Source organism: Streptomyces sp. NPDC006997, assembly GCF_040635175.1.
Classification (GTDB): Bacteria; Actinomycetota; Actinomycetes; order Streptomycetales; family Streptomycetaceae; genus Streptomyces.
Genome location: NZ_JBEYHH010000027.1, coordinates 68265 through 91555, shown reverse-complemented (window position 1 = coordinate 91555; position 23291 = coordinate 68265). Strand labels below are relative to the sequence as shown.

Here is a 23291-nt window from a genome sequence, read left to right as displayed (position 1 = left end):
CCGGCGGCCGCAAGGTCCGGCTCAGCCCACCTTGCGGCCCCGCATCGGCTCCGTCGGCGCGCCCGCGCCCTGCTGGATCCCCTGGAGGAACTCCTCCAGCACCTCGGTCGCCGTGCGCTCGGGCCGCCAGTCCAGCTCCGTACGGGCCCGGGTGCAGTCCATCAGCGGCAGCCGCAGCACCGCGTCGAACAGGTGCGGTGAAGCGGGCAGCAGCCGCAGCCCCCACGCGGCGGCGATCGCCGAGCGGGCGGCGCCGCGCGGCAGCCGCACCCGGCGCCCGGTGCCGAGCAGCTCACCCAGCACCTCCGCGTCCACCGGTGGGTCCGCGGCGAGGTTGAAGGCGCCGCGCACGTCGGCGCGCACCGCCGCCAGATACGCCCGCGCCGCGTCGTCGGTGTGCAGGGCCTGCACCCGCAGTCCGGGGACGTCCGGCAGGAACGGCAGCAGCTCGGGCCGGGCCAGCGGACCCGGCAGGAACCGGCCGCCGAAGATCCGGCGCTGTTCGCTGGCCGACTCCCGCTTGAAGAGGAACGCGGGCCGCATCCGCACCACCCGCACCCGCGGATGGGCGACCTCGAAGGTGTCCAGGGCCCGTTCCAGATAGGCCTTCTCCCGGCAGTACGCGGCGTCCGGCCAGCCGTGCGTCGGCCAGGACTCGTCCACCGCGTGGTCCTTCGGCCCCGGCGAGTACGCGCCGACCGAGGAGGCGTGCACCAGCGTCGGCACGCCCGCCGCGGCCACCGCGTCGAACACCCGCAGGCCGCCGAGCACGTTGGTCCGCCAGGTGGTGGCCGGGTCGTGGGTGGGCTGGAACGCCCAGGCGAGATGGATCACGGCGTCCGCGCCCTCGAAGTGGGCGGCGAGATCGCTCTGCTCGGAGGCCTGGTCGACGCCGGCCCACTCCGTCTTCGGCGGCTCCCAGTCGGGGATCCGGCGGGCGAGACCCAGCACCGACCCGACCCCGGGGTCCTCCGACAACAGGCGCACCACGCTGGTGCCGACGTTGCCGGTGGCGCCCGTGACGACGATCCTGCTGCCCACTGCGCTGCTGCTCACCTTCGGCTCCTCTCGGCCGTCCGTACGCTCCGGGCGGAACGGCCGAGTACCCCGGGCGCGGCGGCGCGTACCCGGGGCGGGCAGGAAAAAGCCCCGACCGGACGGGGGAATCACGGTCGGGGCGGCCTTGGTGTGGGTGCGGATGGCGGTCGCCTCTCGGCGAAAGGCTCCACAGGGCTTCAACCGAACGATCGTCCCTGTGGGCGAAAGGTGAGGCCCGGGGACACTGCCCCATCCACACCCACGGTCTGTTCAACGGCGGACCCCCCTGTGGTGTTCCGGGCACAGGCGCAATCTCAGGTGACCTGCGTCACTCGCCTGCGATTCTCAGGCGAAAGGGCTCTCCGGTAGTGCGGCCAGCAGGTGCGCGGGGTCGTCGTAGATCATCTCGGCGCCCGCCGCCACCAGGTCGGCGCGGGGGATGCCGCCGCACAGCACGCCCACCCGGCGCACCCCGGCGCGGGCACCCGCGCGCATGTCCCACACCGTGTCGCCGACGAACACCGAGTGGTCGGCGGGCGCCCCGGCCAGCTCCAGGGCGTGCTCCACCGGGTCCGGCGCGGGCTTGCCCTCGCTGACGTCGTCGGCGCTGGCGGTGGCCGTGATCGCGTCGTCCGCGTCGATCGCCCGGCGCAGCGCCGCCAGCTCGGAGCCGCCCGCCGAGGTGGCCAGCACCACGGCCCAGCCGTCCTCGTGCAGCCGGCGCAGCAGGCGGCCCGCGTCCGGCAGGGGCGGCAGCCGGTCGAAGAACTGCCCGTACAGGGTCTTGTGGGCGGCGCTGATCTCCCCGTCCCGGCCGCGGTCCCGGTCCTCGCCGAGCAGGTGGGCGAGCAGGTCGCCGGAGCCCAGCCCGACGGCGCGGTGCACGGCGTGCATCGGGACCCGGTGCCCGGCCTGCCGCAGCGCCTCCCACCAGGCCGTCACATGGAGGTGGTTGGTGTCCACGAGCGTCCCGTCCACATCGAACACGGCGGCGCGTTCCATCAGGGCTCCCTTCGGCGACGGCGGCTGGCAGCGCTCCGAGTACCCGGTCCCGCCGCTACCGAGCGCGCTCGGGCACCTCGCCCTTCCCGGTCCACGCCAGCAGCTCGTCCGCGGGCCAGGCGGTCACCACCCGCTCCGCGGGCACCCCGCACTCCTCGGCCCGCGCGCAGCCGAGGATCTGCCAGTCCAGCTGGCCCGGCGCGTGCGCGTCGGTGTCCACGGCGAACAGCGTCCCCGCGGCGACGGCCCGGCGCAGCAGCGCACGCGGTGGGTCGAGCCGCTCCGGGCGGCTGTTGACCTCCACCGCGGTGCCGGACTCGGCGCACGCCGCGAACACCTCGTCCGCGTCGAACCGGGACTGCGGCCGTCCGCGCCCGGTCACCAGCCGCCCGGTGCAGTGCCCGAGGACGTCGGCGTGCGGATCGCGTACCGCCCGCACCATACGGCGGGTCATCGCCCGCGCGTCCATGCGCAGCTTGGAGTGCACGGACACCACGACCACGTCGAGGCGGTCCAGCAGCTCCGGCTCCTGGTCGAGCGAGCCGTCGTCGAGGATGTCGCACTCGATGCCGGTGAGCAGCCGGAACGGTGCCCAGCCCGCGTTGAGCGCCGCGACCACGTCGAGCTGCTCGCGCAGCCGGTCGGGGCTGAGCCCGCGCGCCACCGCCAGCCGCGGCGAGTGGTCGGTCAGCGCGGCCCACTCGTGGCCCAGCGCGGCGGCGGTCCGGCCCATCTCCTCGATCGGGCTGCCGCCGTCGGACCAGTCCGAGTGGGTGTGGCAGTCCCCGCGCAGCAGCGCCCGCAGCCCCGCACCGGCGCCCTCGTGAGGCCGTTCCGCGTCGGTCTCCAGCTTGGCCAGGTACCCGGGCACCTCACCGGCGAGCGCCTCCCGGGCCACCTGGGCCGTCTTCGGACCCACTCCCCGCAGGGACTCCAGGGACCCGGCCTCGGCCCGCTGCCGCACCTCGCCCCCGGGCAGCGCCGCCAGGGTGCGGGCCGCGGTGCGGAAGGCGCGGACCCGGTACGTCGGTGCCAGGGACCGCTCCAGCAGGAAGGCGATCCGCTCCAGCGCCTCGACGGGATCCATGGCCACCTCCACATCCGGTCCCTCCGGAGTTCCCCGGCCCGGCCGGGACCACACGGCGCCCGGCGACGGCCGTGGGAGGTGGCCACGCGCGGTGAGAGGGCGTGAGGGGTCCGCTTTGCCCGATTGCGTCCTACGCTCTAAGACATGACCGAAATAGCGAGCCCCTACCTGTCCCAACCGCGGATCCTGGTGCTCGGTGTCCAGCCGGGCAGGCCGCCCTTCCGCATCGTCGAGATAGACGGCGAGGTCGTGGGCGCGGCGAAAGCCGTCACCGACGTACTGGAGACGGCCGCCGCGTTCGGCATCACGGTCCACGACCTCGACGATCCCGACGTGGTGCGCTGGGTCGGCGGCGACAAGTTCACCTGGACGCCGCGCTGACCCGGCAGGCGGTCGCTCAGCCGACCGTCCACTTCTGGTTGGCGCCGCCCGTGCAGGTCCAGATCTGCAGCCGGGTCCCGTTGGCCGAGTTGTTCCCGGTCACGTCGAGGCACTTGTCGGCCTGCGGGTTGACGATGTCCCGCGCGGCGGTGACCACCCACTTCTGGTTGGCGCCCCCGGTGCAGTCCCACAGTTGGACGGTGGACCCGTCCGCCGTGCCGTTCCCGGTGACGTCCAGGCACTTGCCGAGCGCCCGCAGCGTGCCGTCCGCGCCGACCGTCCAGCGCTGCGCGGCGGTGCCGTTGCAGTCGTAGAGCTGTACGGGGGTGCCGTTGGCGGAGCTGGCCCCGGCCACGTCCACGCACTTCCCGGCCAGGCCCCGGATCGCCGCGCCGGTCGCGGTGTCGCTGGTGGTCACCGACACGTGGTCCACGACCAGTCGCTGCGGGAAGACCGTGGAGCCGTCCGGGTCGCCGGGCCAGTAGCCGCCCACCGCGAGGTTCAGGATCAGGAAGAACGGCTTGTTGAAGACCCAGGTCCGGCCGCCGAGGTCGGCGGGGGTGCGGCGCTGGTAGACCTGGCCGTCCACGGTCCAGGTGATCGAGTCGGGCGCCCAGTCGACGGCGAAGGTGTGGAAGGCGTCCGCGAAGACCTGCCCGCCCGGCAGGGTGTAGCCCGCGCCGATGCCGCCGGAGCCGGAGTAGCCGGGGCCGTGCAGGGTGCCGTGCACCGTCGACGGCTCGAAGCCGACGTTCTCCATGATGTCGATCTCGCCGGAGTCGGGCCAGCCGACCTGCCCGAGGTCGTTGCCGAGCATCCAGAACGCGGGCCACATGCCCTGCCCGCGCGGGATCTTCATCCGGGCCTCGACGTGCCCGTACTGCGCGGTGAACTTCCCGGCCGTGTTGAGCCGGGCGGAGGTGTACTGGCAGGTGCCGTACCAGCACTGGTAGTTGGCCGGGTTCTCGCGGCGGGCGGTGATCACCAGATGCCCCTGGCCGTCGAGGGCGGCGTTGCGGGCGCCGGGCGTGTAGTACTGCCGCTCGTGGTTGTTGACGTTGTCGCCGGTCTCGATCTGCCACTTCGAGGAGTCGGCCGCCGCCCCGGCGGGTCCGTCGAAGGTGTCCGAGAAGGTCACGGCCTGCGCCGCCGCCGGAGCGGCCGGTGCGGCGGCCGGTCCGGCCTGGGCGGGCACGGCCAGCGCCGAGGCGACGAGCGCGGCGGCGGACAGCGCGGACAGCAGGTATCCGCGCAGGGTGCGGGGTGAGGCCACGGCGTTCCCTTCCGTACGGCGCCCCGGCCCAGGGGGGCGCCGACTGTGGTGGGGGGCGAAGGTCTGTGGTGCGGAGGGACCCGTGGTGGGGGGAGGGTCCCGCAAGGTGTTCCCCTTGATTTAAGGGGTGAACTAAGGGGAGCGTCAATACTCTGGTACGGACCACAGTCCGCCGTGGGTCAACCGCCGGGGTTCACCTGGCGCTCGCGCGCGCGTGCACCGCCCGCCCCAGCCGCCGCCCGAGGAGGAGGTAACCCACCAGCGCCCCCGTGGTGTTGAGGATGACGTCGTCGATGTCGAAGGCGCGCCCGGTGATCATCGAGCCCTGCGCCAGCTCCACCAGGAGCATGACGGTCGCGGTGAGCGCCAGCACCCGCAGCACCCCGCGCGCCCGCGGCGCGAGGACCGGCACCAGCACGCCGAAGGGGATGCCGAGCAGCAGGTTGCCCCCGATCTGCCGGCCGGCGTCGCGCAGTTCGGGCTGGTCGAGGTAGGCGCGCAGCGAACGCCCCGGGCGCAGGTTGCTGTGGGTCAGCGACTCCGAGGCCGGGGAGGGCTCCAGGGTCAGCCGGGCCAGCACGACCGCGAAGGCCACCATGAACACGAAGGCCACTGCCATCGCCAGCACCCGGCCCAGCAGCGGCAGCAGGGGGCGCCTGGTCTTCGGGGCCGGTTTCGGGGCGGGCCGCCGGTCGGGCTCGGGGCCGCCCGGCGGTCTCCCGGAACGCAGCCGGGACGGTACGAGCGAACGCGGGGCCGTACGGGCCATTCGGTCCTCCTGTCGGGAACTTCCCTGGATGTGCCGCGGACTGCGGTGGCGGTCGGCGGATGTCAGGACGGCGGTTGCGCGGTGGCCGTCCCGTAGGTGACGTGCACCTCCGTGAAGCCGAGGGAGCCGAGCAGGCCCTCCAGCATGTCGGTGGTGTTCTTCTCGGCGCGCGCGGTCAGCTCGCTCTCCCGCGCCGCCTCCCCGATGTGGCGGACGGCGAGCCGCTGCACGGCCTGTTCGCTGTTGGGGTTGTCCGAGAAGACGTCCCCGAGCCGGTCGAGCAGCCCGCGCTGCTTGGAGACGGCGTAGGAGCGCTCGGGGTCGAGGGCGGGCTTGCCGAGCCGGGCGTGCGGGAGCCGCAGCCTGGCCGTCGTGCGGTCGTCGTCGACCGTGACGTCCCCCTCGCCCACCGAGCCGAGGTCGACGTAGGCGTCGACGGTGCCCGCGCCGACGTACAGGGTGCGGCTGCCGCGGATGACGTCGGGCACGAACCTGGTGTCCTTCTCCAGGTCCACCACGATCTGGAAGTTGCCGGAGGCGGCGTCGTAACGGCTGATGTCCTTGATGGACCGCAGCAGGGCCGGACCCGAGCGGTCCTCGGTGTCGGTGCCGAAGAAGTCCTTCAGACCGGGCACCACGCTCAGCCGGAAACCGGCGAAGAGCAGCGCGAGCACCAGCGCGAGCGCGCTCAGCACCTTGGCCCAGCCGGGCATCCGTGCCGGGAGGCGTTTGATGGGAGTCGTCATGGCGACGGCCCTCCTTCCTACTGACCGGATGCCCTCCAATTCCCTTGCCAGACCCAGTTGTCGACGGATGTAGGACCCATGGGCAGGGAGGCGGGGGCGGAACGGTCAGGAGGAGCCGGAGGGCGCGCCGGGGCCGCCGAGGGCTGCCTCCAGGGTGGGCAGCGGGGGCAGCAGCCGGTTCAGGCCGGTGACGCGCAGGATCCGCAGGGTCAGCGGATGGGTGCAGACCAGTGAGAGCTGTCCGCCGTGCTCGCGCACACGCCCCCGGGCGCGGTGCAGCAGCCGCAGCCCGGAGCAGTCGAAGAACTCCACCCCGCGCAGATCGACCACGACCCGGCAGCCCGGCTGCCCGGTCGCCGCGTCCAGCTGCGGACCGATCTCCGCCGCCGCGAGGATGTCGATCTCACCGCGGAACTCCAGCACGGTGTGACCACCGTTCTGGAGCACGCGCAGATGCCGGGTGAGCGGCGCGGCCTCCTGACCCACGACGACATCGCCTCCAGGCTGCTTCACAACGTTCCTCGCCCTGCAAGTTACCCTCGATGGAGTGAATTCCAGCATGTTCAGTTGACATATGTCGTTGAATTCCAGCCGAGCGCAAGGGAGTTCGCGTCCTCCTGCCGACTGAATCCGCCCAGCCGGGACAACCGTGGGAGAGGAGGGCGCGGGGCACGGCCGTCCCACGCCCGGGAACCGACGGAGGAGACATGGCACTGGTGAAAACGGGCGTCGTGGTGCTCGACTGCGCCGAGCCCGAGAAGCTCGCCGAGTTCTACAAGGAGCTGCTGGACGCAGACGAGGTCCACGTCACCGCCAACCGGGTGGAGATCAGGAGCCCGGACGGCACCCAGCTGGCGCTGCGCCGTGACGTCAACGCGACCCCGCCCAGCTGGCCGCGGCCCGAGAACTCCCTCCAGGCCCACCTGGAGTTCGAGGTGACGGACCTGGACGCCGCCGAGCGCCTCGTCGTCTCCCTCGGGGGGCGCCCCACGGAGACCACGGACGCGACGGGGGCCTTCGAGGAGCGGTCCTTCGCCGATCCGGCGGGTCACTCCTTCAGCCTCCGCCGCGCCGTGCCCCAGGGGCCCAAGATGGGCTGAGGCCCCAGGTCAGTCCCGGCCGCCCTTGTCGGCGGCGGGCCAGACGCCGGTCGAGCGCTCGATGGCCTTGGCACCGCCCCGGTCCACCGCGCTGCGCACCGCGGCGAAGATGGCACCCTGGATCGCGGCGGCCAGCAGGATCTCGCCCCACTTGCGGTCCGGGTCGAGCGCGTCGGGCGCGTCGTCCTCGTGCCGGATCGCCTTCCACGTCTTGCGGAAGGCGATACCCGCCAACGCCCCGCCCGCCCAGCCGAGCACCCAGCCGACCGGCTGGTAACCGAGCGGGATCTTCTTCTTGTACGCCACCTGGTGTCTCCTCACTCCTGTGTCGGAACTCCTGTGCCGGAACTCGTGTGCCGGAACTCCGGTGTCGAAGCCGTGCGGCTCATTCCTACCTGGGCGCGGGCACTTCCTCACCGGCGGGTACCGGACCGGGCGCGGTTCCGTCCCCGAACGGGCGCCCGCCGAGTTCCTCCCGGTGGTGCGGCGTCAGCCAGCCCGCCAGCTCCGGGCCGAGCGGCACGACGCGGGTCGGGTTGATGCCGGTGTGCACCTGGTAGTAGTGCCGCTTGACGTGGTCGAAGTCGACCGTGTCCCCGAATCCCGGCGTCTGGAACAGGTCCCGCGCGTACGCCCACAGCACCCGGTTCTCCGTCAGCTTCCAGCGGTTGCACTTGAAGTGGCCGTGGTAGACGGCGTCGAAGCGGACCAGCGTGGTGAACAACCGGATGTCCGCCTCGGTGATCGTGTCCCCGACCAGGTACCGCTGCCCCGCCAGCCGTTCGGCCAGCAGCTCCAGCCGCCGGAACACCGCCGTACAGGCCGCCTCGTACTCGTCCTGACCGGTGGCGAACCCCGCCCGGTACACGCCGTTGTTGACGTCCTCGTAGACGTCCGCCATCACCGCGTCGATCTCGTCGCGCCGCGCCCGCGGATACAGGTCCGGCGCCCCCTCGCGGTGCAGGGCCGTCCACTCGGTGGCGAGATCGAGGGTGATGCGCTGGTAGTCGTTGGTGACCAGCCGTCCGCTGGGCACGTCCACGATCGCGGGCACGCTGACGCCGCCCGGGTAGCCGGTCTCGCGCCGGTCGTACGCCTCGCTGAGGAAGCGGATGCCGAGCACCGGGTCGCGGTCACCGGGGTCCAGGGTGAAACGCCAGCTGCGGTCGTCCTGGACGGGGTCCGCCACCGCCATCGACAGGGCGTCCTCCAGACCCAGCAGCCGACGGGAGACCACGGCCCGGCTGGCCCACGGGCAGGCGCGGCTGACGACCAGCCGGTAGCGGCCCGCCTGCACCGGCCAGCCGTCCCGGCCGTCCGCCGTGACCCGGTCCGCGAAGTGGCTCCTGGACCGCTTGAAGGCGGTCCTGCCGTACGCGCTGTTGCCGTTGCCGTCGGCGCCCATGGCCCGCTCTCCTCCGTACCGGTGACCCGTTCCGGGCAACGGGTTCCCCGTCTTCCCCCGTTTCCGCCCCCACTGTGTGATCTTCCCCGTCGGGGGCATTCGGCGGAGGTGAGCGACACGGCTCCGGCATCCCGGTCACGCGGGTGGCTCGACCCCACGGAAGGCGTATGACGAAGGACCGTAACGCGGACAGCAGGACCCGGATCACCGTCCTGGTGGCGCTCGCCGCCAACCTGGTGATCGCGGTGGCCAAGGCGGTCGGCGGCATGGCCGCGGGATCGCCCGCGCTGCTGTCGGAGGCGGCGCACTCGGTGGCCGACAGCCTCAACGAGGTGTTCCTGCTCGCCGCGCTGCGCCGCAGCCGCCGCCCCGCCGACCGGCGGCACCCCTTCGGCTACGGCAAGGAACGCTACTTCTGGTCGCTGCTCGCCGCCGTCGGCATCTTCGTCATGGGCGGCTGCTTCTCCTTCTTCCAGGGGTTCGAGGCGCTCAGGAACGGCACCGAGGAGTCCTTCGGCGGCTATGTGGCGGGCATGGTCGTCCTCGGCGTGGCGCTGCTCGCCGAGGGTGCCTCGCTGCTGCGGGCGCTGTACCAGATGCGCCGCCAGGGCGGGGTGGCCCGGCTGCGGGACCCCGCCCTGCGCACGGTCATCGCCGAGGACGGCACCGCGGTGCTCGGCGTCTGCCTCGCGCTGGCCGGGATGGCCCTGCACATGGCGACGGGCCAGGTGGTGTGGGAGGCGTCCGCGTCGCTGGCGATCGGCGCGCTGCTGGTCTACGTGGCCTACCGGCTGGGCCGCGACGCCCGGGACCAGCTCATCGGGGAGGCCGCCGACCCGCAGGCCAGCGGCCGGATCGAGGCGGTGCTGCGGGCACAGCCCGAGATCGACAGCGTGGAGGCGCTGTTCACCATGAAGACGGGCGTCGACACCACCCTGGTGGCGGCGCGCGTGGACCTCGTGCCGGGCCTGGACAGCGAGCGGGTGGAGGAGGTCGCCGTACGCATCAAGCAGACCATCGCCCGCACCGTCCCCGAGGCCGACCAGGTGTTCCTCGACGTGACCGACCGCCTCGCGCAGGAGGCAGGGGAAAGCCCCGCCGCGACGGGGGAACGCGGCGGGGCATGAGGTTCGGGTGCCCGGGGCCGGGCGGTTCAATCCACCCCGGCGGACAATTTCCCCGAGGATTCCTCGACGGGACCGTTCCGCACCGGTTCGCCCCTTACGAGTGCTCGCCGCGCTCCAGTACGAAGACCGGAATTCGACGGTCCGTCTTCTCCGCGTACTCGGCGTACGGGGGATAGGCGGCGACGGCCCGCCGCCACCACTCCTCCCGCTCCTCGCCGGTGACCTCACGGGCCGTCATGTCCTGTCGGACCGGCCCGTCCTGGAGCTCCACGCGGGGGTCGGCCTTGAGGTTGTGGTACCAGACCGGGTGCTGCGGCGCGCCGCCCTGGGAGGCGACCACCGCGTACCGCCCGCCGTGCTCGACCCGCATGAGCGGCGTCTTGCGGATCTTGCCGCTGCGGGCGCCACGGCTGGTCAGGACGATCACGGGGAGCCCCGTGTCCCTGAGGGTCGTCCCCTCGGTGCCACCCGAACTCTCGTACAGCTCGACCTGGTCACGGACCCACTTCGCGGGGCTCGGCTCGTACTCGCCGTCCAGAGGCATGGCTTTCGTACCCTTCGTCACGTACGCGTGCTCAGACCACCACCATATGTACCGCCAGCCCCGCCATCACGCCGCTCGACACCAGCGCCGTCACCAGTCGCCCGCGGTGCCCGGTCAGCGCCCGGCCGAGCAGGGCGCCACCCCCGGCGAGCAGCAGCTGCCAGCTGGCGGACGCGGCGAAGGCGGCGAGCACGAACACCGCCTGCTCCACGGGGTGCGGGGCGTCCGCGGCGCGGGCGCCGACGACCAGGGCGGCGAAGTAGACCACGGTGGTCGGGTTGAGCAGGGTGATCCCGAGCAGCGCGAGGAAGGCGCGGCCGGGGCCGGGCGGCGGTGTCCGCGCCCGGGTGGCGAGCAGCCGCTCGCGGTACTGCCGTACGGCCGTCACCGCGCCGCGCACCGCGAGGGTCACCAGGACCAGCGCGGCGACCCAGCTCAGTGGCCCCAGCGCCGGTCGCAGCGCGGTGGCGAGCGCGGAGCCGCCGAGGGCGGCGAGCAGGGCGTAGAGACCGTCGGCGGTGGCGATGCCGAGGGCGGCGCACACGCCGGTGCGCAGCGAGGTGCGCGCGGTCAGGGACACCAGGTAGGTGCCCACCGCGCCGACCGGCACGGCGATGCCGTACCCCGCCACCAGACCGGCGACGAGCGCGCCGGTCACGACCGCGGCGCTGTCGGTCCTCCCCGGTGGGACGGCTGCTGTCGCGTCCACGGCGCACGGGGGGCGGCAGGGGGCGGCGGCAGCGGGCGCGAGGTGGCGGACATGGCGGGATCGTGCGGGGCGCGACGCCGCACCGGCAACTGGTTTTCGCGGCGCCCCGCCACCCCGGCACAGCCGGACCGGCAACCGCTGGTCGACGCCGATCCAGTCCTGTCGCCGCCTCAGGCGCAGCCCACCGTCGGCCCCGCCAGCATCCCGCCGGTGTAGAGGGCCTGGCCGCGCGGCATCCAGTAGCCCAGCTTGGACACGACGGTGGAGCACCGCGCGTCCAGCGCCACCCGGACGGTCACGGTGGCCGGGTGGCCGGGCTGCAGGTCGGTGAGGGCACAGTCCACGGCGTACGGCAGCCGGGTGTCGGAGGGGTGACGGCCGACCAGCGGATTGACGCAGCGGGCGTCGTCGGTGGCCAGCCGCACCCCGCTGCCCTCCTCACCGATGAGCCCGAACCGCGCGCTGCCGTCGCCCTGGTCGCTGTCGCGGTACAGGGTGTACGTCAGGGTGGTGGTCGAGCCCGGCCGCAGCGGGCCGCCGGTGACCTCCACCCGGTGCGTGGGCGCCGCCTTCGGCGCGGTCAGCGTGAGGGTGGCGTGGACCGTGCCGCGCAGGTCGACCCCGTCGGGGGCGGAGCGCACCCGTACCTCGGCCTCGACGTCGTACGTCCCCGGCCCGGGGTAGGGCTCCGACCCGGACAGCGTGCCGGAGGCGACGGTCTCGCCGTTCCGCCGCGCCGTCCAGCTGCCCGACGTCAGACAGCCCAGCCGGGGGGTGGCGCCGGGCCGGTGGCAGGACGCCGGCGCGGAGACGGCGAGCGACCGGTTGCCGCTGCCCGTGCACAGGCTGACGGCGGCGCGCTGCCCGCCCGCGCCGCGCAGGGTGCCCGCGGGCGCGCACAGCGTCGCCGGGGGTTCGGCGGCCGGTGCCCGCGCCGGGAGCGGACGCCCCTGGGCGGGCCCGCCGAGGGCCAGCGTCAGGACGGCCGCCGCCGTCAGGATCCGGACCACTGAGCGCAGTCGGGTACGTGTCGGCACCGCGTTCCTCCCGTACGGCCGGACCGGCCGGGCGCCGGTCACCTGAGCCGAGGATGCGCGCCACCGCGTACCCCGCCCCGCTCCCACGCCGGGCGGGTCACCTGCGGGCAGCAACGCGGCGTTCGAGAAGCCCGCCCCGGCCGCCACCGGCGGGTAATTCGGTACCCCCGCGCCGGACCCCGCCCCTATCGTGGCGCGAATGACCAGCCGACTCATCGCCATCTCGTTCGACGCGCACCAGCCGGAGCGCCTCGCGCACTTCTGGTCCGGGGTCCTGGGCGGCCTGGAGGAGGCCGGCGACTCCCGCACCGGCGTCGCCCTGCGCTCCGGGAACGCCGCCGGTTACCACCTCGGCTTCCGTCCCACCCGGACCCCGAAGACCGGCCAGAACCGGCTGCACTTCGACCTGACCAGCACGTCCCCCGAGGACCAGCGCGACACCGTCGCCCGGGCGCTGGACCTCGGCGCGCTCCACGTCGACATCGGCCAGGGACCGGACGCGACCCACGTGGTGCTCGCCGACCCCGAGGGCAACGAGTTCTGCGTCCTCGAACCGGGCAACCGCTTCCTCGCCGGATGCGGCAGCCTCGGCGCGCTCGCCTGCGACGGTTCGCAGGCCGTGGGCTACTTCTGGAGCGAGGCCCTGGGGTGGCCGCTGGTCTGGGACCAGGACGAGGAGACCGCCATCCAGTCACCGGACGGCGGTACGAAGATCACCTGGGGCGGCCCGCCGCTGATGCCGGACCCGGGCAAGGACCTGCACCTCGACCTCGCGCCGCACGGCGACCAGGAGACGGAGGCCGGGCGTCTGGTCTCCCTCGGCGCGAAGCGCCTCGACCGCGCGGCGGACGGCGCCGTCCTGCTGGCCGACCCCGACGGCAACACGTTCCGGCTGCTCACCGGTCAGTGAGGCCCGCCCGCGGCGAACTCCGTGCCGCACGGGCCCGCCCCCTCGCTCTCCGCCAGCACCACCCGCTCCCCGCTCATCGCCACCGTCCGGTAGTACGTCCCGATGCGCCGCGCCGAGCGGCCGACGTAGTGGCCGATGAAGGAGCGGCGGAAGCGGTCGGCGGTCCGGTTGGGGCCGGAGCCGTGCACCAGGCTGCCGTTGAAGAACAGGACGTCCCCCGGGGACATGTCCACCGGTACGGCGCTGAGACCGGGCGGCGGGGGGACGTACTCACGGGCGAAGGACAGCTCCGGGTCCGCGTCCTCCGGGCAGAACAGGTCCATCCGGTGGGTGTCGGGGACGACCTCCAGGCCGCCGTTGGCGCGGTCGATGACGTCACAGGCCAGCCAGGCGGCCACACAGGTCCCCGGCTCCACGCGCAGATAGAAGTTGTCCTGGTGCAGGGCCTGGCCCCGGGCGCCCGGCGGCTTGAAGTAGAACATGCTCTGCGCGGCCAGCACCTCCTCTCCCAGGAGGACCTCCAGCACCGTGCGCAGACGCGGGTCCAGGAGGACGTCCCGCGCGCCGTCCAGGACCTCGTGCGGGTGCATCACCCGGGGGTGGCTGGCCAGCGGGTCCGCGGGGACGTCCGGGCGGGGCTCGAAGTGGCCCGGGACCGGGCGGCCGGTGGCCCGCAGCGCTTCGACGTCGGCGCACAGGGCGTCGACCTCCGCGCGCCGGAACAGGCCGGGGAGGACCGTGTAGCCGTCCTGCCGGAAACGGGCGACGGCTGACTCCGGCAGGATGGGGGTACCGGCGGCGTCGATGCCCGAGGCTGTCATTCCCGTCCTCCTGGGTCGTGGGAGCGTCGCCTTGCACGCTAGGGACCTTCTGACGGATCTCCGCGGCGTCGCGACGCCCGGCACGCCGAGAACACGCACCGAACGCCGCGCCTTCCTCCGCGGATACCCCTCAGAAGGACCCTAGGCCCCGACGCGGTCTCGGAGGATGCCCGTGAACGCTGATCACCTGCCCGTGGCTGCTGTGCCCGGTGCCCCCTCACCGCCGCCGGGCCTGCTGGTGACCGGCCGGTTCGACCAGCCCGCGGGATACCGGGTGGACCGGCCGCACGGCTCCGCCAGCTGGCTCCTCGTCTGGACCACCGGCGGACGGGGACGGCTCCGGCAGGGGGCCGCCGAGACGCATGCGGAGGCCGGCGACCTGCTGGTGCTCGCGCCCGGGATCGCCCAGGAGTACGGCGTGGCCCCGGGCGCCCGCACCTGGCGGTTCTGGTGGGCGCACTGCCAGGTCCGGCCCGGCTGGCTGAGCTGGCTGCGGCCCTACGCCGTGGGGGACGGCATGTACGCCGTCACCCCGGTGCCCGCCGCCCTGCACGCCCGCATCGAGGCCGCGCTGCGCCGGACCCACGCCGACGCCCGCTGGACCGGCACCGGCGCCCCGCCCACCGCCGTGGACGCCGGGGAACCGGTCGCCGTGGCGCACGGCACCGCCGCCCGGGAACTCGCCCTCGGCGCGCTGGAGGAGGCCGTCGTGCTCGCCACCGCCACCGCCCGCACCCCGCCGCCCCCGCCCGGCACCGACGCCCGGGTGCACCAGGCCCTCGCGGTCATCGCCGCCGATCCGGGCGCCCCGCACACCGTGGGTTCACTCGCCGAGGGGGCCGCGCTGTCGCCGTCCCGGTTCGCGCACCTGTTCACCCGGCAGGTGGGGCAGTCGCCCATGCGGGCGCTGCGGGAGGCCCGGCTGCGGCACGCCGCCCGGCTGCTGGAGAGCACCGGACTGTCCGTGGAACGCGTCGCCGCGGCCTCCGGGTTCGTCAGCCCCTTCCACTTCAGCCGGGTGTTCCGCGAGCGGTACGGCGTCCCGCCCGGCGCCTACCGGGCCGCCGGGCCCCGCTGAGGCGCGCGGGCGTCAGCTCCCGGTGCCGGGGCGGACCACCGTCAGGTGCACCGTGGAGGCGTTCCCGGCGACGGGCACCGGACCGGCCGTCCACACCACCCGCAGCTGGTCGAACTCGTCCGGCGGGGTGATCAGGAGCGCGGCCGGGGTGGCCGCCTCCGCGCCGCTGATCCGCGGGTCGGAGAAGCTCAGCCCCGCCCACGCGTGCTGGCCCGGCGCCAACCGCACGGTGGTCGCCCGCTCCGGCTCGCGCCGCGGGTCGGGGCCCAGCTGGCCGCCCGCGGCGTCGACGAACGCGGCGCCCGGGTAGCCGTGCAGGGTGCAGGTGCGGCCGGAGGCGTTGGTGAGGACCAGCGGGTAGTTCCGCTGACCGGCGCCGGGGGAGCCGCGGCCCAGGGAGGCGCGCAGTTCGGAGGTGTGGCAGCGCGAGGTGCCGTCCTCCTTGTCCGGCGTGGCCTTGTCCGGCGCGCTCCGGCTGGGTGCCGTGGCCTCCTCCGTGACGTCGGGCAGCTCCGAGGCGTTCGGGACACTCACGGACGCGGAGGCCGCCGGGCTCACCTGGCGCGACGCCGAGGAGTCCCCCGCCCCCGCGACACCGCCGACCGCCCCACCGCAGCCGGTCAGCGCGGCCAGCGCGGCCACGGCACCCACGAGGACGGTCCGGCCCCGGGCCGGTAACGCGGCAGCCGTCATGTTCCTGCTCTCCTCACGCGACGCTCCGTGACCCTTCGGGTGCCCCGTCCGGAACCGCTCATCCCTCGTCCGGTTCGAGGAGCGTCAGTTCCGCCCAGATCGTCTTGCCCTCGGTGGTGTGGCGGCTGCCCCAGCGCTGGGTGAGCTGGGCGACCAGGAGCAGCCCGCGGCCACCCTCGTCCCAGGTCTTCGCCCGGCGCAGGTGCGGGGCGGTGTGGCTGGTGTCGGAGACCTCGCAGATCAGCGTCGACGCGTCGTGGATCAGCCGCAGCCGGATCGGCGGGGCGCCGTAGCGGATGGCGTTGGTGACCAGTTCGCTCACCACCAGCTCGGTGGTGAAGGAGGCGTCGCTGAGGTCCCAGTCGCCGAGCTGGTCGAGGACCTGTTTGCGGATCGGGGCGACCAGCGACGGGTCGGCCGGGATGTCCCAGGTCGCGACCTGCGACGGCGGCAGCCCGCAGGTGCGCGCCAGCAGCAGGGCCACGTCGTCGGCGGCACTGCCGTCCCTCGGCATCAGGGCGTGCAGGACGCGGTCGCAGGTCTGCTCCAGCGAGCCGGCGTCGTCGGTCAGCGCCTCCCGCAGCAGGGCCCGGGCGGCGTTCTCGTCCCGCAGCGGGGACTCGATCAGCCCGTTGGTGAAGAAGGCGAGCAGACTGCCCTCGGCCAGCGACAGTTCGGCCGACTCGAAGGGCAGCCCCCCCACGCCCAGCGGCGGCCCGGCGGGCAGGTCGACCTCCCGGGGCGCGCCGCCCGGCGGCACCAGCACGGGCGGCGGATGCCCGGCGCGGGCGAGCGAGCAGCGCCGGGACACCGGGTCGTAGACGGCGTACAGACAGGTCGCGCCGACCTCGCCGGTGCTGCCGTCGCCGCCGGTCTCCTCGGAGAGCCGTACGACCAGGTCGTCCAGATGCGTGAGGAGTTCCTCGGGGGCGAGGTCGATGTCGGCGAGCGTGCGCACCGCCGTGCGCAGCCGCCCCATGGTGGCGGACGCCTGCACACCGTGGCCGACGACGTCGCCGACGACCAGGGCGACCCGCATCCCGGACAGCGGGATGACGTCGAACCAGTCGCCGCCGACCCCGGACCGGGCGGCGGGCAGATAGCGGGAGGAGGCCGTCACGGCGGCGGTGTGCGCCAGGTTGCGCGGCAGCAGGCTGCGCTGGAGGGCGAGGGCGGTGTCGCGTTCGCGGGAGTAGCGGCGGGCGTTGTCGACGCAGACGGCGGCGCGGGCGGTGATCTCCTCCGCCAGCAGGGCGTCGTCCGGGGTGAAGGGGTCGGTGCGCCGGTAGCGGGAGAAGACGGCGATGCCGAGGGTGGTGCCGCGGGCCCGGATGGGCACGGACATGCCGGAGCGCACGTTGTACTGCGTGATCCGCTTCTGGCGCCGGTGGTCCTTGGCGAGCCACCGCTGCACCTCCTCGTCAGGGAGCGTGACGGTGATCGTGCGGCCGGTGAGCAGCGAGGTGGCCTGTGGCGACTCCGCGGGGTAGGTCTCGGTGTCGCCCGGTCTGACCAGGGCTTCCGGGGTGTCGGGGTGGACCGACCGGTGGGCGATGCGGCGCAGGGTCACGGGTGGGGTGAGCTGGGTCGGCGGGTCGCCGTCGGCGGTGGGGTCGAGCAGGTCGACGCTGACGAAGTCGGCGAGGGCGGGCACGCACACGTCCGCCAGTTCCTGCGCCGTGCGGGTGACGTCGAGGGTGGTGCCGATGTTGACGCTGGCCTCGTTGACCAGTTGGAGCCGCTCACGGGCGAGGTACTGCTCGGTGAAGTCGTGCGCGGCGACGCTCACGCCCCGTACCCGGCCCTCGGCGTCGGTGACCGGGGCCATCAGGGCGAGCCAGGCGGTGATGGCGCCGTGGCTGCCGAACGGCACGTAGAAGCGCACGTGGGTCCCCCGGCCGGTGGCGAGGACCTGGCGCATGTGCTGTTCCATCTCGACGGTGTGGGGCTGGTCGCTCACCTCGGTCGGCTTCAGGCCGCGCAGCCGTTCCTCGGGCAGCCCCAGCGCCCTGGTCATGGAGTCGTTGGCGCGGCGCAGGCGCATCCGGTCGTCGTGCACGGCCATGGCGCACGGCGACTGCATGAGGTCGATGTGGGCCAGCGGATCGTCGGGCGCCAGGGGCGCGCTGTCCAGGGGCGCGAGCACCAGCCAGCCCTCGGGGCGCGGGTGCACGAGCAGCCAGACAGGGAGCGTACGGCCGTCCCGGTGACGCAGGGTGAGGGTGCCGCCGCGGCGGTCCCCGCCGAGTTCCCTGACCGGTTCCAGGCTGCCGTCGGCGACCAGGTCGGTGGCGGGGCGGCCGACCACCTCGGCGGCGGTCCAGCCCAGCAGACGGCGGGCACCCTCGTTCCACTCGGTCAGGACGCCCTCGTCGTCGAGGGCGACCCGGGCCGTCGCGGCCTCGTCGAACGGGTGCTCCGGGGTCACCATCGCCACTCCATCGCGTCCACGCACAGTGAACAACTGTGTTGCCTGAGTTCCAGACTAGTGCTTCTGGTCCGTACCGGTCGGCAAGCCCCGAGTGCCCAGGGGCGCGGCGGCGTCATGCGTCCGACGGCCGGGGGCTGCCGGAACAACTTCCCCCAACGCGCGGACCCGGCCCGTCGAACGCCGTCGTCGAACCGGTCCTGTCCGGACCGTTGACGTGTGTCATGACTCCCACAACGATGGCCTCCGACCGCACCTGGGAGCGCTCCCACGGCACGGTGACCCGGGAGCGCCACCCGCACCTCCCTTCCAGGAGCCCAGACGTGAAACGACCCAGAACCGCCCTGCTGTCCCTGACAGCCCTGCTGGCGGCGGGACTGACCGCCCTGCCCGCCGCCCCCGCCGGGGCCGACGAGGTCGAGCAGGTCAGGAACGGCACCTTCGACACCACCCTTGACCCGTGGTGGACCAGCGGCAACCTCACGCCGACCCTGTCCGACGGCCGCCTGTGCGCGGACGTGCCGGGGGGCACCCAGAACCGCTGGGACGCCATCGTCGGCCAGAACGACATCACCCTCACGCAGGGCGAGTCGTACCGCTTCTCCTTCTACGCCGACGGTGTGCCCGACGGGCGGGTGGTCCGGGCGCTCGTGGGCCTGTCCGACGCGCCCTACGACACCTGGTTCGAGGTGAGCCCGCAGCTCAGCGTCTCCGGCAACTCCTACGCCTACACGTTCACCTCGCCCGTCGACACCGACCGCGCCCAGGTCGCCTTCCAGGTCGGCGGCAGCGCCGACCCGTGGCGGTTCTGCACGGACGACGTCTCCCTGCTGGGCGGCGTACCGCCGGAGCGGTACGAGCCGGACACCGGGCCGCGGGTGCGGGTCAACCAGGTCGCCTACCTGCCCGCCGGGCCGAAGAACGCCACCCTGGTCACCGACTCCGCCACCCGGCTGCCCTGGCGGCTGAAGAGGGCCGACGGAACCGTGGCCGCCCGCGGCTGGACCGTGCCCCGCGGCACCGACACGTCCTCCGCGCAGACCGTCCACTCCATCGACTTCAGCCGCTACAAGGCCCGCGGCAAGGGCCTCACGCTGGTCGCGGACGGCGAGACGAGCCGCCCCTTCGACATCGACGCGCGGGCCTACGAGCGACTGCGCCTCGACGCCGTGAAGTTCTACTACACCCAGCGCAGCGGCACCGCGATACGCGACGACCTGCGCCCCGGCTACGGCCGTGCCGCCGGTCACCTGAACGTGGCCCCCAACCAGGGCGACGCCGACGTGCCCTGCCAGCCCGGCGTGTGCGACTACTCCCTGGACGTCACCGGCGGCTGGTACGACGCGGGCGACCACGGCAAGTACGTCGTCAACGGCGGCATCTCCGTCTGGGAGCTGCTCAGCACCTACGAGCGCGCCCTGCACGCCCGCACCGGGCAGCCCGCGCGGTTCGGCGACGGCTCCCTCGCCATCCCGGAGAGCGGCAACAAGGTGCCCGACCTGCTCGACGAGGTGCGCTGGCAACTGGAGTTCATGCTGAAGATGCAGGTCCCGGACGGGCAGCCGCTCGCGGGGATGGCCCACCACAAGGTCCATGACGAGGCGTGGACCGGGCTGCCGCTGCTGCCCGGCGCCGACCCGCAGAAGCGCGAGCTGCACCCGCCGACCACCACGGCCACCCTCAACCTCGCCGCCTCCGCGGCACAGGCGGCGCGCCTCTACAAGCCCTACGACCGGCGGTTCGCGGCCGAGCTGCTCAGCGCCGCCCGCACCGCCTGGGCCGCCGCCCTCGCCCATCCCGACCTGCTGCCCGACCCGGACGACGGCATCGGCGGCGGCGCCTACCCGGACACCGACGCCGGCGACGAGTTCTACTGGGCCGCGTCCCAGCTGTACCTCACCACCGGTGAGAAGCAGTTCGAGCGGCACATCCTCGACTCGCCGGTGCACACCGCCGACATCTTCGGCGCGACCGGCTTCGACTGGTCCCGCACCGCCGCGGCGGGCCGCCTCGACCTCGCCACCGTCCCGAACCGGCTCCCCGGCCGGGCCAAGGTCCGCAGGTCCGTCGTCAAGGGCGCCGACCGCTACCTCGCCACCCTCAAGGCACAGCCGTACGGGATGCCGTACGCCCCCGACGGCAACGTCTTCGACTGGGGCTCCAACCACCAGGTCCTCAACAACGCCGTCGTCATCGCCAGCGCCTACGACATCACCGGTGCGTCGAAGTACCGCGACGGGGCCGTGCAGAGCATGGACTACGTCCTCGGCCGCAACGCGCTGAACCTGTCCTACGTCACCGGCTACGGCGACGTCAGCGCCGAGAACCAGCACAGCCGCTGGTACGCCCACCAGCTGGACCCGAGCCTGCCGCACCCGCCGGCCGGCTCGCTCGCGGGCGGTCCCAACTCCAGCATCCAGGACCCGCTCGCACAGGCGAAGCTCCAGGGCTGCGTCGGCCAGTTCTGCTACATCGACGACATCCAGTCCTGGTCGACCAACGAGCTGACCATCAACTGGAACGCCGCGCTGGCCTGGATGGCGGCCTTCGTCGCCGACCAGGGCTAGGCGGCCGCCCGGCCGGGAGGGCAGCTCAGTCCCTCCCGGCCGGGATCAGGGTGGCCACCAGCACGTCCCGCCAGGCCGGTGCGCCCTCGTCGAGGGGGCGGACGGGGGAGACCCCGTGCACCGTGCGGCGGTCGTCGCCGAGCAGCAGGGTGCCCGGCTCGCTCAGCGTCGTCTCCAGCAGCGGCTCGCCGTCGGTGCCGACGACGCAGGTCCGGCCGCCGGTGGCGTTGTGGCGGTCGACCAGGAGCGCCGAGACCAGGGTGACACCGTCGTGGTGCAGGCCCTCGGGCGTGGGCTCCCCGCCGCCCCCGGCCTCGGCGAGTACCCGGAAGGGGTGCACCTGCGCCTCCCACGCCCCGGTGTCCGCCAGGCCCGCCGCCGCCCCGCCCAGCAGGCGCAGCAGCCCCCGCAGCACGGGGTCGACGGCGAAGGCGCCGGTCAGCGGCGCGAAGTGGCGGTCCACGGTGACGTACAGCGGATTGCTGGCCTGCGGCTGCGCGAACGGCCGGTGCGGCAGTGGGGTGAGGTCCCCGGTGCCGTCCGCCAGCCGGAAGCGGCCGTAGCGGCGCGCCCTTCGGGTACCGCGCTCGGCCGCGTACGGATCGGGCGCCAGTTCCTCCCAGTGCCGGGCGAAGTCCGCCCATCCGGCGGCGTCCGTCCCGACGTACGCCGAGACCTCGGCCGCGGTCAGCAGGCACACGGCCGACGAGGCCAGCGCCCGTCGGGCCCGCTCGGGCAGTTCGGTGGACTGTTCGGCGTTCACCATGCCTTCCATGGTCCACGGTCGCCCCGCCACCGCACCCGGAAGGTTCCTCAGGCCGGGGTCTCCGCGGTGGCGGTCAGGACCGCGCGGCCCGCGCCGACGGCCGCGCACGTGTTGGTGGCGAGGCGCTGAGCCCGGGCGGACCCAGCGCCTCGCGGGCCCGCTACGCGCCCGTGAGCGGCCAGGACGTGGCCTGGCCCCACAGGTCGCACTTGTGGTCCTGCGGGAACGTCGTCCCCGAGGTGATCGCCTCCGGCGCGAGGTTCTGCACCTTCGGGTACGTGGCCCAGTACGGGGCGTCCGCGGCGTACGGGACGCTGGTCTTGGCGAAGTTGGTCCAGTAGCCGAGCATCCGGTCCGCCAGGGCGTTCTGCTGGGGCGTGCCGGAGACACCGCCGAAGAGGTACCGGATCTCCGAGCCGTGCGGGGCGCCGATGGGGAAGCTGAGCGGCAGGTCCAGGTAGTCCATGGCGTGCCGGTCGGCGAACTCGTACTGGTAGGAACGGACGTGACGTGACATCAGGTGGGCTGTCCTGGACTGCGTACAGGCGAACTGCGAGTCGGTGAAGACCGCGCCGAGCGCCTCCGCCGGGGTGCCGTACTCCGGCAGCGGGTAGCGGGCCAGGATGGCGTCGGCCCGTTCCCCGTAGGCCGCGCGGACCGCCAGCGGGTAGCCCGCCGCGGTGAGCTGCCGTCCCGCCAGGTCGTAGGCCGTGGCCACCGTGAGCCTGCCCTCGTCGGCGGTGGTGCCCTGGAGCACCGGGACCCGGTGGAACCGCCCGGCCGCCAGCGCGTCCGTCACCTGCTCGGGCAGCAGCAACCCGTCGACGTTGGGCGTCCAGCGGGCCGTCGGCGACTGTGAGGCCCGCAGCAGCTCGTCGGCGGGCTTGGCGCGCAGGCACGCCACGTCCGCGCAGCCCAGCGAGTCGGCCCAGGCCGTGCCGTTGTCCTGCTGCGACTCCTGGGTGGGCAGGGGGAACCCGCAGCCCGACTGGGCGATGGCCCGGTCGAACTGGCCGACCGTGCGCGGCGAGACCAGGTGGTGGCAGACGCTGCCGCCGCCCGCCGACTCACCGAAGAGCGTCACGTTGCCGGGGTCGCCGCCGAACGCCGCGACGTTCTGCCGCACCCAGCGCAGCGCCGCCTGCTGGTCGAGCAGCCCGTAGTTGCCGGACAGCCCGAGCGGCGACTCCTCGGCCAGGTCCGGGTGGGCCAGGTAACCGAACGCGCCGAGACGGTAGTTGAAGTTCACGACGACCACGTCGCCCCGGGCGGCCAGCTCGGCGCCGTCGTAGAACGTCCCGGAGCCCACGGTGAAGCCACCGCCGTGGATCCACAGCATCACCGGGCGCTTGACGAGGGAGCGCTTCGCGGGGGTGTAGACGTTCAGGTACAGGCAGTCCTCGCTGGGCGTGCCCGGTCCCGCCAGGTTGCCCCAGGGGGTCGGCGTGAGGGTCTGCACACAGGGGTTGCCGGGGGTGGTCGCGTCCCGCACGCCGGTCCAGGGCCGCGGCGGGGCGGGCGGCTTCCACCGGTTGGCGCCGACCGGCTGCGCGGCGTACGGGATGCCGAGGTAGGAGGCGGCGGTCGCGTCCGCCTTCCCCCGCACCTGGCCGTAGTGGGTCGTGACGGTCGGACCGTCCGCCGCCTGGGCGGGCACGGCGGCCATGCCGACGGCCGACAGCAGCAGCGCGGCGGTCAGCGCTCCGAGCCGTAGGGTCCAGCGCACTGATCGGTGGTTCCTGGCCGGGGGGCCGGTGAGCGGGCCGGGCATCTGCACCTCCGTGCGGAAGGGGCGGGAAGGTCACCGAAG

The 23291-nt window shown here is 73.9% G+C and carries 23 protein-coding genes; 6 read left to right on the top strand and 17 right to left on the bottom strand.

Features of this window, described 5'->3' with window-relative positions; all coding sequences use genetic code 11:
* Window positions 1-21 precede the first annotated feature (21 nt).
* From ABZ659_RS25390 to ABZ659_RS25380, 3 genes are all read right to left on the bottom strand, one after another.
* Complete coding sequence (locus ABZ659_RS25390) at window positions 22-1056, bottom strand: SDR family oxidoreductase (protein WP_360224188.1); 1035 nt, start codon at window positions 1054-1056, stop codon at window positions 22-24.
* A gap of 327 nt (window positions 1057-1383) precedes the next feature.
* The gene (locus ABZ659_RS25385) at window positions 1384-2040 is read right to left on the bottom strand and encodes an HAD family hydrolase (protein WP_360224186.1); all 657 of its coding nucleotides are present in this window, start codon (window positions 2038-2040) and stop codon (window positions 1384-1386) included.
* Window positions 2041-2095: 55 nt separating this feature from the next.
* Window positions 2096-3127, bottom strand: coding sequence for a PHP domain-containing protein (locus ABZ659_RS25380; RefSeq protein WP_360224184.1), 1032 nt, complete (start codon window positions 3125-3127; stop codon window positions 2096-2098).
* 144 nt (window positions 3128-3271) lie between these two features.
* On the opposite strand from ABZ659_RS25380, the gene ABZ659_RS25375 reads away from it, so the two are divergent.
* On the top strand, window positions 3272-3508 hold the full coding sequence (locus ABZ659_RS25375; protein WP_360224182.1) for a hypothetical protein: 237 nt from the start codon (window positions 3272-3274) through the stop codon (window positions 3506-3508).
* A gap of 16 nt (window positions 3509-3524) precedes the next feature.
* On the opposite strand, the gene ABZ659_RS25370 is transcribed toward ABZ659_RS25375, so the two are convergent.
* The 4 genes from ABZ659_RS25370 to ABZ659_RS25355 all read right to left on the bottom strand — a co-directional run bounded on the left by ABZ659_RS25370 (window position 3525) and on the right by ABZ659_RS25355 (window position 6782).
* On the bottom strand, window positions 3525-4781 hold the full coding sequence (locus ABZ659_RS25370; RefSeq protein WP_360224180.1) for a ricin-type beta-trefoil lectin domain protein: 1257 nt from the start codon (window positions 4779-4781) through the stop codon (window positions 3525-3527).
* 193 nt (window positions 4782-4974) lie between these two features.
* Window positions 4975-5550 carry a VanZ family protein gene (locus ABZ659_RS25365; protein WP_360224178.1) on the bottom strand — a complete coding sequence of 192 codons (576 nt, stop codon included), beginning with the start codon at window positions 5548-5550 and terminating at the stop codon, window positions 4975-4977.
* A gap of 62 nt (window positions 5551-5612) precedes the next feature.
* Window positions 5613-6296, bottom strand: a complete 684-nt coding sequence (locus ABZ659_RS25360; protein WP_360224176.1) for a DUF4230 domain-containing protein — start codon at window positions 6294-6296, stop codon at window positions 5613-5615.
* Between the two features lie 105 nt (window positions 6297-6401).
* Complete coding sequence (locus ABZ659_RS25355; RefSeq protein WP_360224232.1) at window positions 6402-6782, bottom strand: anti-sigma factor antagonist; 381 nt, start codon at window positions 6780-6782, stop codon at window positions 6402-6404.
* Window positions 6783-7003: 221 nt separating this feature from the next.
* Here ABZ659_RS25355 and ABZ659_RS25350 point away from each other — a divergent pair, with 221 nt between their 5' ends.
* Entirely contained in the window at window positions 7004-7396 is a 393-nt protein-coding gene (locus ABZ659_RS25350; protein WP_360224174.1) for a VOC family protein, read from the top strand.
* 9 nt (window positions 7397-7405) lie between these two features.
* On the opposite strand, the gene ABZ659_RS25345 is transcribed toward ABZ659_RS25350, so the two are convergent.
* Both ABZ659_RS25345 and ABZ659_RS25340 read right to left on the bottom strand, forming a co-directional pair.
* Window positions 7406-7702, bottom strand: coding sequence for a DUF4235 domain-containing protein (locus ABZ659_RS25345; protein WP_360224172.1), 297 nt, complete (start codon window positions 7700-7702; stop codon window positions 7406-7408).
* 85 nt (window positions 7703-7787) lie between these two features.
* A complete protein-coding gene (locus ABZ659_RS25340) occupies window positions 7788-8801 on the bottom strand; it encodes a glutathione S-transferase C-terminal domain-containing protein (RefSeq protein WP_360224170.1) in 1014 nt (337 codons plus the stop codon).
* A 167-nt stretch (window positions 8802-8968) separates the two neighbouring features.
* Between ABZ659_RS25340 and ABZ659_RS25335 the strand changes: the two genes are divergently transcribed.
* Complete coding sequence (locus ABZ659_RS25335) at window positions 8969-9928, top strand: cation diffusion facilitator family transporter (protein WP_360224168.1); 960 nt, start codon at window positions 8969-8971, stop codon at window positions 9926-9928.
* Window positions 9929-10022: 94 nt separating this feature from the next.
* Here the strand turns inward: ABZ659_RS25335 and ABZ659_RS25330 are convergent, their stop codons facing one another.
* The 3 genes from ABZ659_RS25330 to ABZ659_RS25320 form a co-directional block, all read right to left on the bottom strand.
* Window positions 10023-10472: a nitroreductase family deazaflavin-dependent oxidoreductase gene (locus ABZ659_RS25330; protein ID WP_360224166.1), complete on the bottom strand. Its 450-nt coding sequence runs from the start codon at window positions 10470-10472 to the stop codon at window positions 10023-10025.
* Window positions 10473-10503: 31 nt separating this feature from the next.
* Window positions 10504-11130: a LysE family transporter gene (locus tag ABZ659_RS25325; protein ID WP_360224230.1), complete on the bottom strand. Its 627-nt coding sequence runs from the start codon at window positions 11128-11130 to the stop codon at window positions 10504-10506.
* Between the two features lie 221 nt (window positions 11131-11351).
* A complete protein-coding gene (locus ABZ659_RS25320) occupies window positions 11352-12218 on the bottom strand; it encodes a hypothetical protein (RefSeq protein ID WP_360224164.1) in 867 nt (288 codons plus the stop codon).
* A 199-nt stretch (window positions 12219-12417) separates the two neighbouring features.
* Here ABZ659_RS25320 and ABZ659_RS25315 point away from each other — a divergent pair, with 199 nt between their 5' ends.
* Window positions 12418-13128 carry a VOC family protein gene (locus tag ABZ659_RS25315; RefSeq protein WP_360224162.1) on the top strand — a complete coding sequence of 237 codons (711 nt, stop codon included), beginning with the start codon at window positions 12418-12420 and terminating at the stop codon, window positions 13126-13128.
* On the opposite strand, the gene ABZ659_RS25310 is transcribed toward ABZ659_RS25315, so the two are convergent.
* A complete protein-coding gene (locus ABZ659_RS25310) occupies window positions 13122-13949 on the bottom strand; it encodes a phytanoyl-CoA dioxygenase family protein (RefSeq protein ID WP_360224160.1) in 828 nt (275 codons plus the stop codon). The two genes, ABZ659_RS25315 and ABZ659_RS25310, sit on opposite strands and share 7 nt — an antisense overlap.
* A gap of 166 nt (window positions 13950-14115) precedes the next feature.
* Here ABZ659_RS25310 and ABZ659_RS25305 point away from each other — a divergent pair, with 166 nt between their 5' ends.
* The gene (locus ABZ659_RS25305; protein ID WP_360224158.1) at window positions 14116-15027 is read left to right on the top strand and encodes a helix-turn-helix domain-containing protein; all 912 of its coding nucleotides are present in this window, start codon (window positions 14116-14118) and stop codon (window positions 15025-15027) included.
* 12 nt (window positions 15028-15039) lie between these two features.
* Here the strand turns inward: ABZ659_RS25305 and ABZ659_RS25300 are convergent, their stop codons facing one another.
* Both ABZ659_RS25300 and ABZ659_RS25295 read right to left on the bottom strand, forming a co-directional pair.
* A complete protein-coding gene (locus tag ABZ659_RS25300) occupies window positions 15040-15720 on the bottom strand; it encodes a DUF4232 domain-containing protein (protein ID WP_360224156.1) in 681 nt (226 codons plus the stop codon).
* A gap of 58 nt (window positions 15721-15778) precedes the next feature.
* Window positions 15779-18148, bottom strand: coding sequence for a SpoIIE family protein phosphatase (locus tag ABZ659_RS25295; RefSeq protein ID WP_360224228.1), 2370 nt, complete (start codon window positions 18146-18148; stop codon window positions 15779-15781).
* 323 nt (window positions 18149-18471) lie between these two features.
* Between ABZ659_RS25295 and ABZ659_RS25290 the strand changes: the two genes are divergently transcribed.
* Entirely contained in the window at window positions 18472-20715 is a 2244-nt protein-coding gene (locus tag ABZ659_RS25290) for a glycoside hydrolase family 9 protein (RefSeq protein ID WP_360224154.1), read from the top strand.
* Window positions 20716-20740: 25 nt separating this feature from the next.
* Here ABZ659_RS25290 and ABZ659_RS25285 read toward each other — a convergent pair whose 3' ends face one another.
* Window positions 20741-21481 carry a 2OG-Fe dioxygenase family protein gene (locus tag ABZ659_RS25285; RefSeq protein ID WP_360224152.1) on the bottom strand — a complete coding sequence of 247 codons (741 nt, stop codon included), beginning with the start codon at window positions 21479-21481 and terminating at the stop codon, window positions 20741-20743.
* A gap of 160 nt (window positions 21482-21641) precedes the next feature.
* The gene (locus ABZ659_RS25280) at window positions 21642-23252 is read right to left on the bottom strand and encodes a carboxylesterase/lipase family protein (RefSeq protein ID WP_360224150.1); all 1611 of its coding nucleotides are present in this window, start codon (window positions 23250-23252) and stop codon (window positions 21642-21644) included.
* Between the last annotated feature and the right edge of the window lie 39 nt (window positions 23253-23291).

Coding starts and splice junctions, on each gene's coding strand:
- ABZ659_RS25310 (WP_360224160.1), bottom strand. CDS start 13,949: ATGACAGCCTCGGGCATCGACGCCGCCGGTACCCCCATCCTGCCGGAG.
- ABZ659_RS25360 (WP_360224176.1), bottom strand. CDS start 6,296: ATGACGACTCCCATCAAACGCCTCCCGGCACGGATGCCCGGCTGGGCC.
- ABZ659_RS25365 (WP_360224178.1), bottom strand. CDS start 5,550: ATGGCCCGTACGGCCCCGCGTTCGCTCGTACCGTCCCGGCTGCGTTCC.
- ABZ659_RS25330 (WP_360224166.1), bottom strand. CDS start 10,472: ATGCCTCTGGACGGCGAGTACGAGCCGAGCCCCGCGAAGTGGGTCCGT.
- ABZ659_RS25300 (WP_360224156.1), bottom strand. CDS start 15,720: ATGACGGCTGCCGCGTTACCGGCCCGGGGCCGGACCGTCCTCGTGGGT.
- ABZ659_RS25280 (WP_360224150.1), bottom strand. CDS start 23,252: ATGCCCGGCCCGCTCACCGGCCCCCCGGCCAGGAACCACCGATCAGTG.
- ABZ659_RS25285 (WP_360224152.1), bottom strand. CDS start 21,481: ATGGTGAACGCCGAACAGTCCACCGAACTGCCCGAGCGGGCCCGACGG.
- ABZ659_RS25315 (WP_360224162.1), top strand. CDS start 12,418: ATGACCAGCCGACTCATCGCCATCTCGTTCGACGCGCACCAGCCGGAG.
- ABZ659_RS25380 (WP_360224184.1), bottom strand. CDS start 3,127: ATGGATCCCGTCGAGGCGCTGGAGCGGATCGCCTTCCTGCTGGAGCGG.
- ABZ659_RS25335 (WP_360224168.1), top strand. CDS start 8,969: ATGACGAAGGACCGTAACGCGGACAGCAGGACCCGGATCACCGTCCTG.
- ABZ659_RS25385 (WP_360224186.1), bottom strand. CDS start 2,040: ATGGAACGCGCCGCCGTGTTCGATGTGGACGGGACGCTCGTGGACACC.
- ABZ659_RS25340 (WP_360224170.1), bottom strand. CDS start 8,801: ATGGGCGCCGACGGCAACGGCAACAGCGCGTACGGCAGGACCGCCTTC.
- ABZ659_RS25305 (WP_360224158.1), top strand. CDS start 14,116: ATGCCCGTGAACGCTGATCACCTGCCCGTGGCTGCTGTGCCCGGTGCC.
- ABZ659_RS25375 (WP_360224182.1), top strand. CDS start 3,272: ATGACCGAAATAGCGAGCCCCTACCTGTCCCAACCGCGGATCCTGGTG.
- ABZ659_RS25350 (WP_360224174.1), top strand. CDS start 7,004: ATGGCACTGGTGAAAACGGGCGTCGTGGTGCTCGACTGCGCCGAGCCC.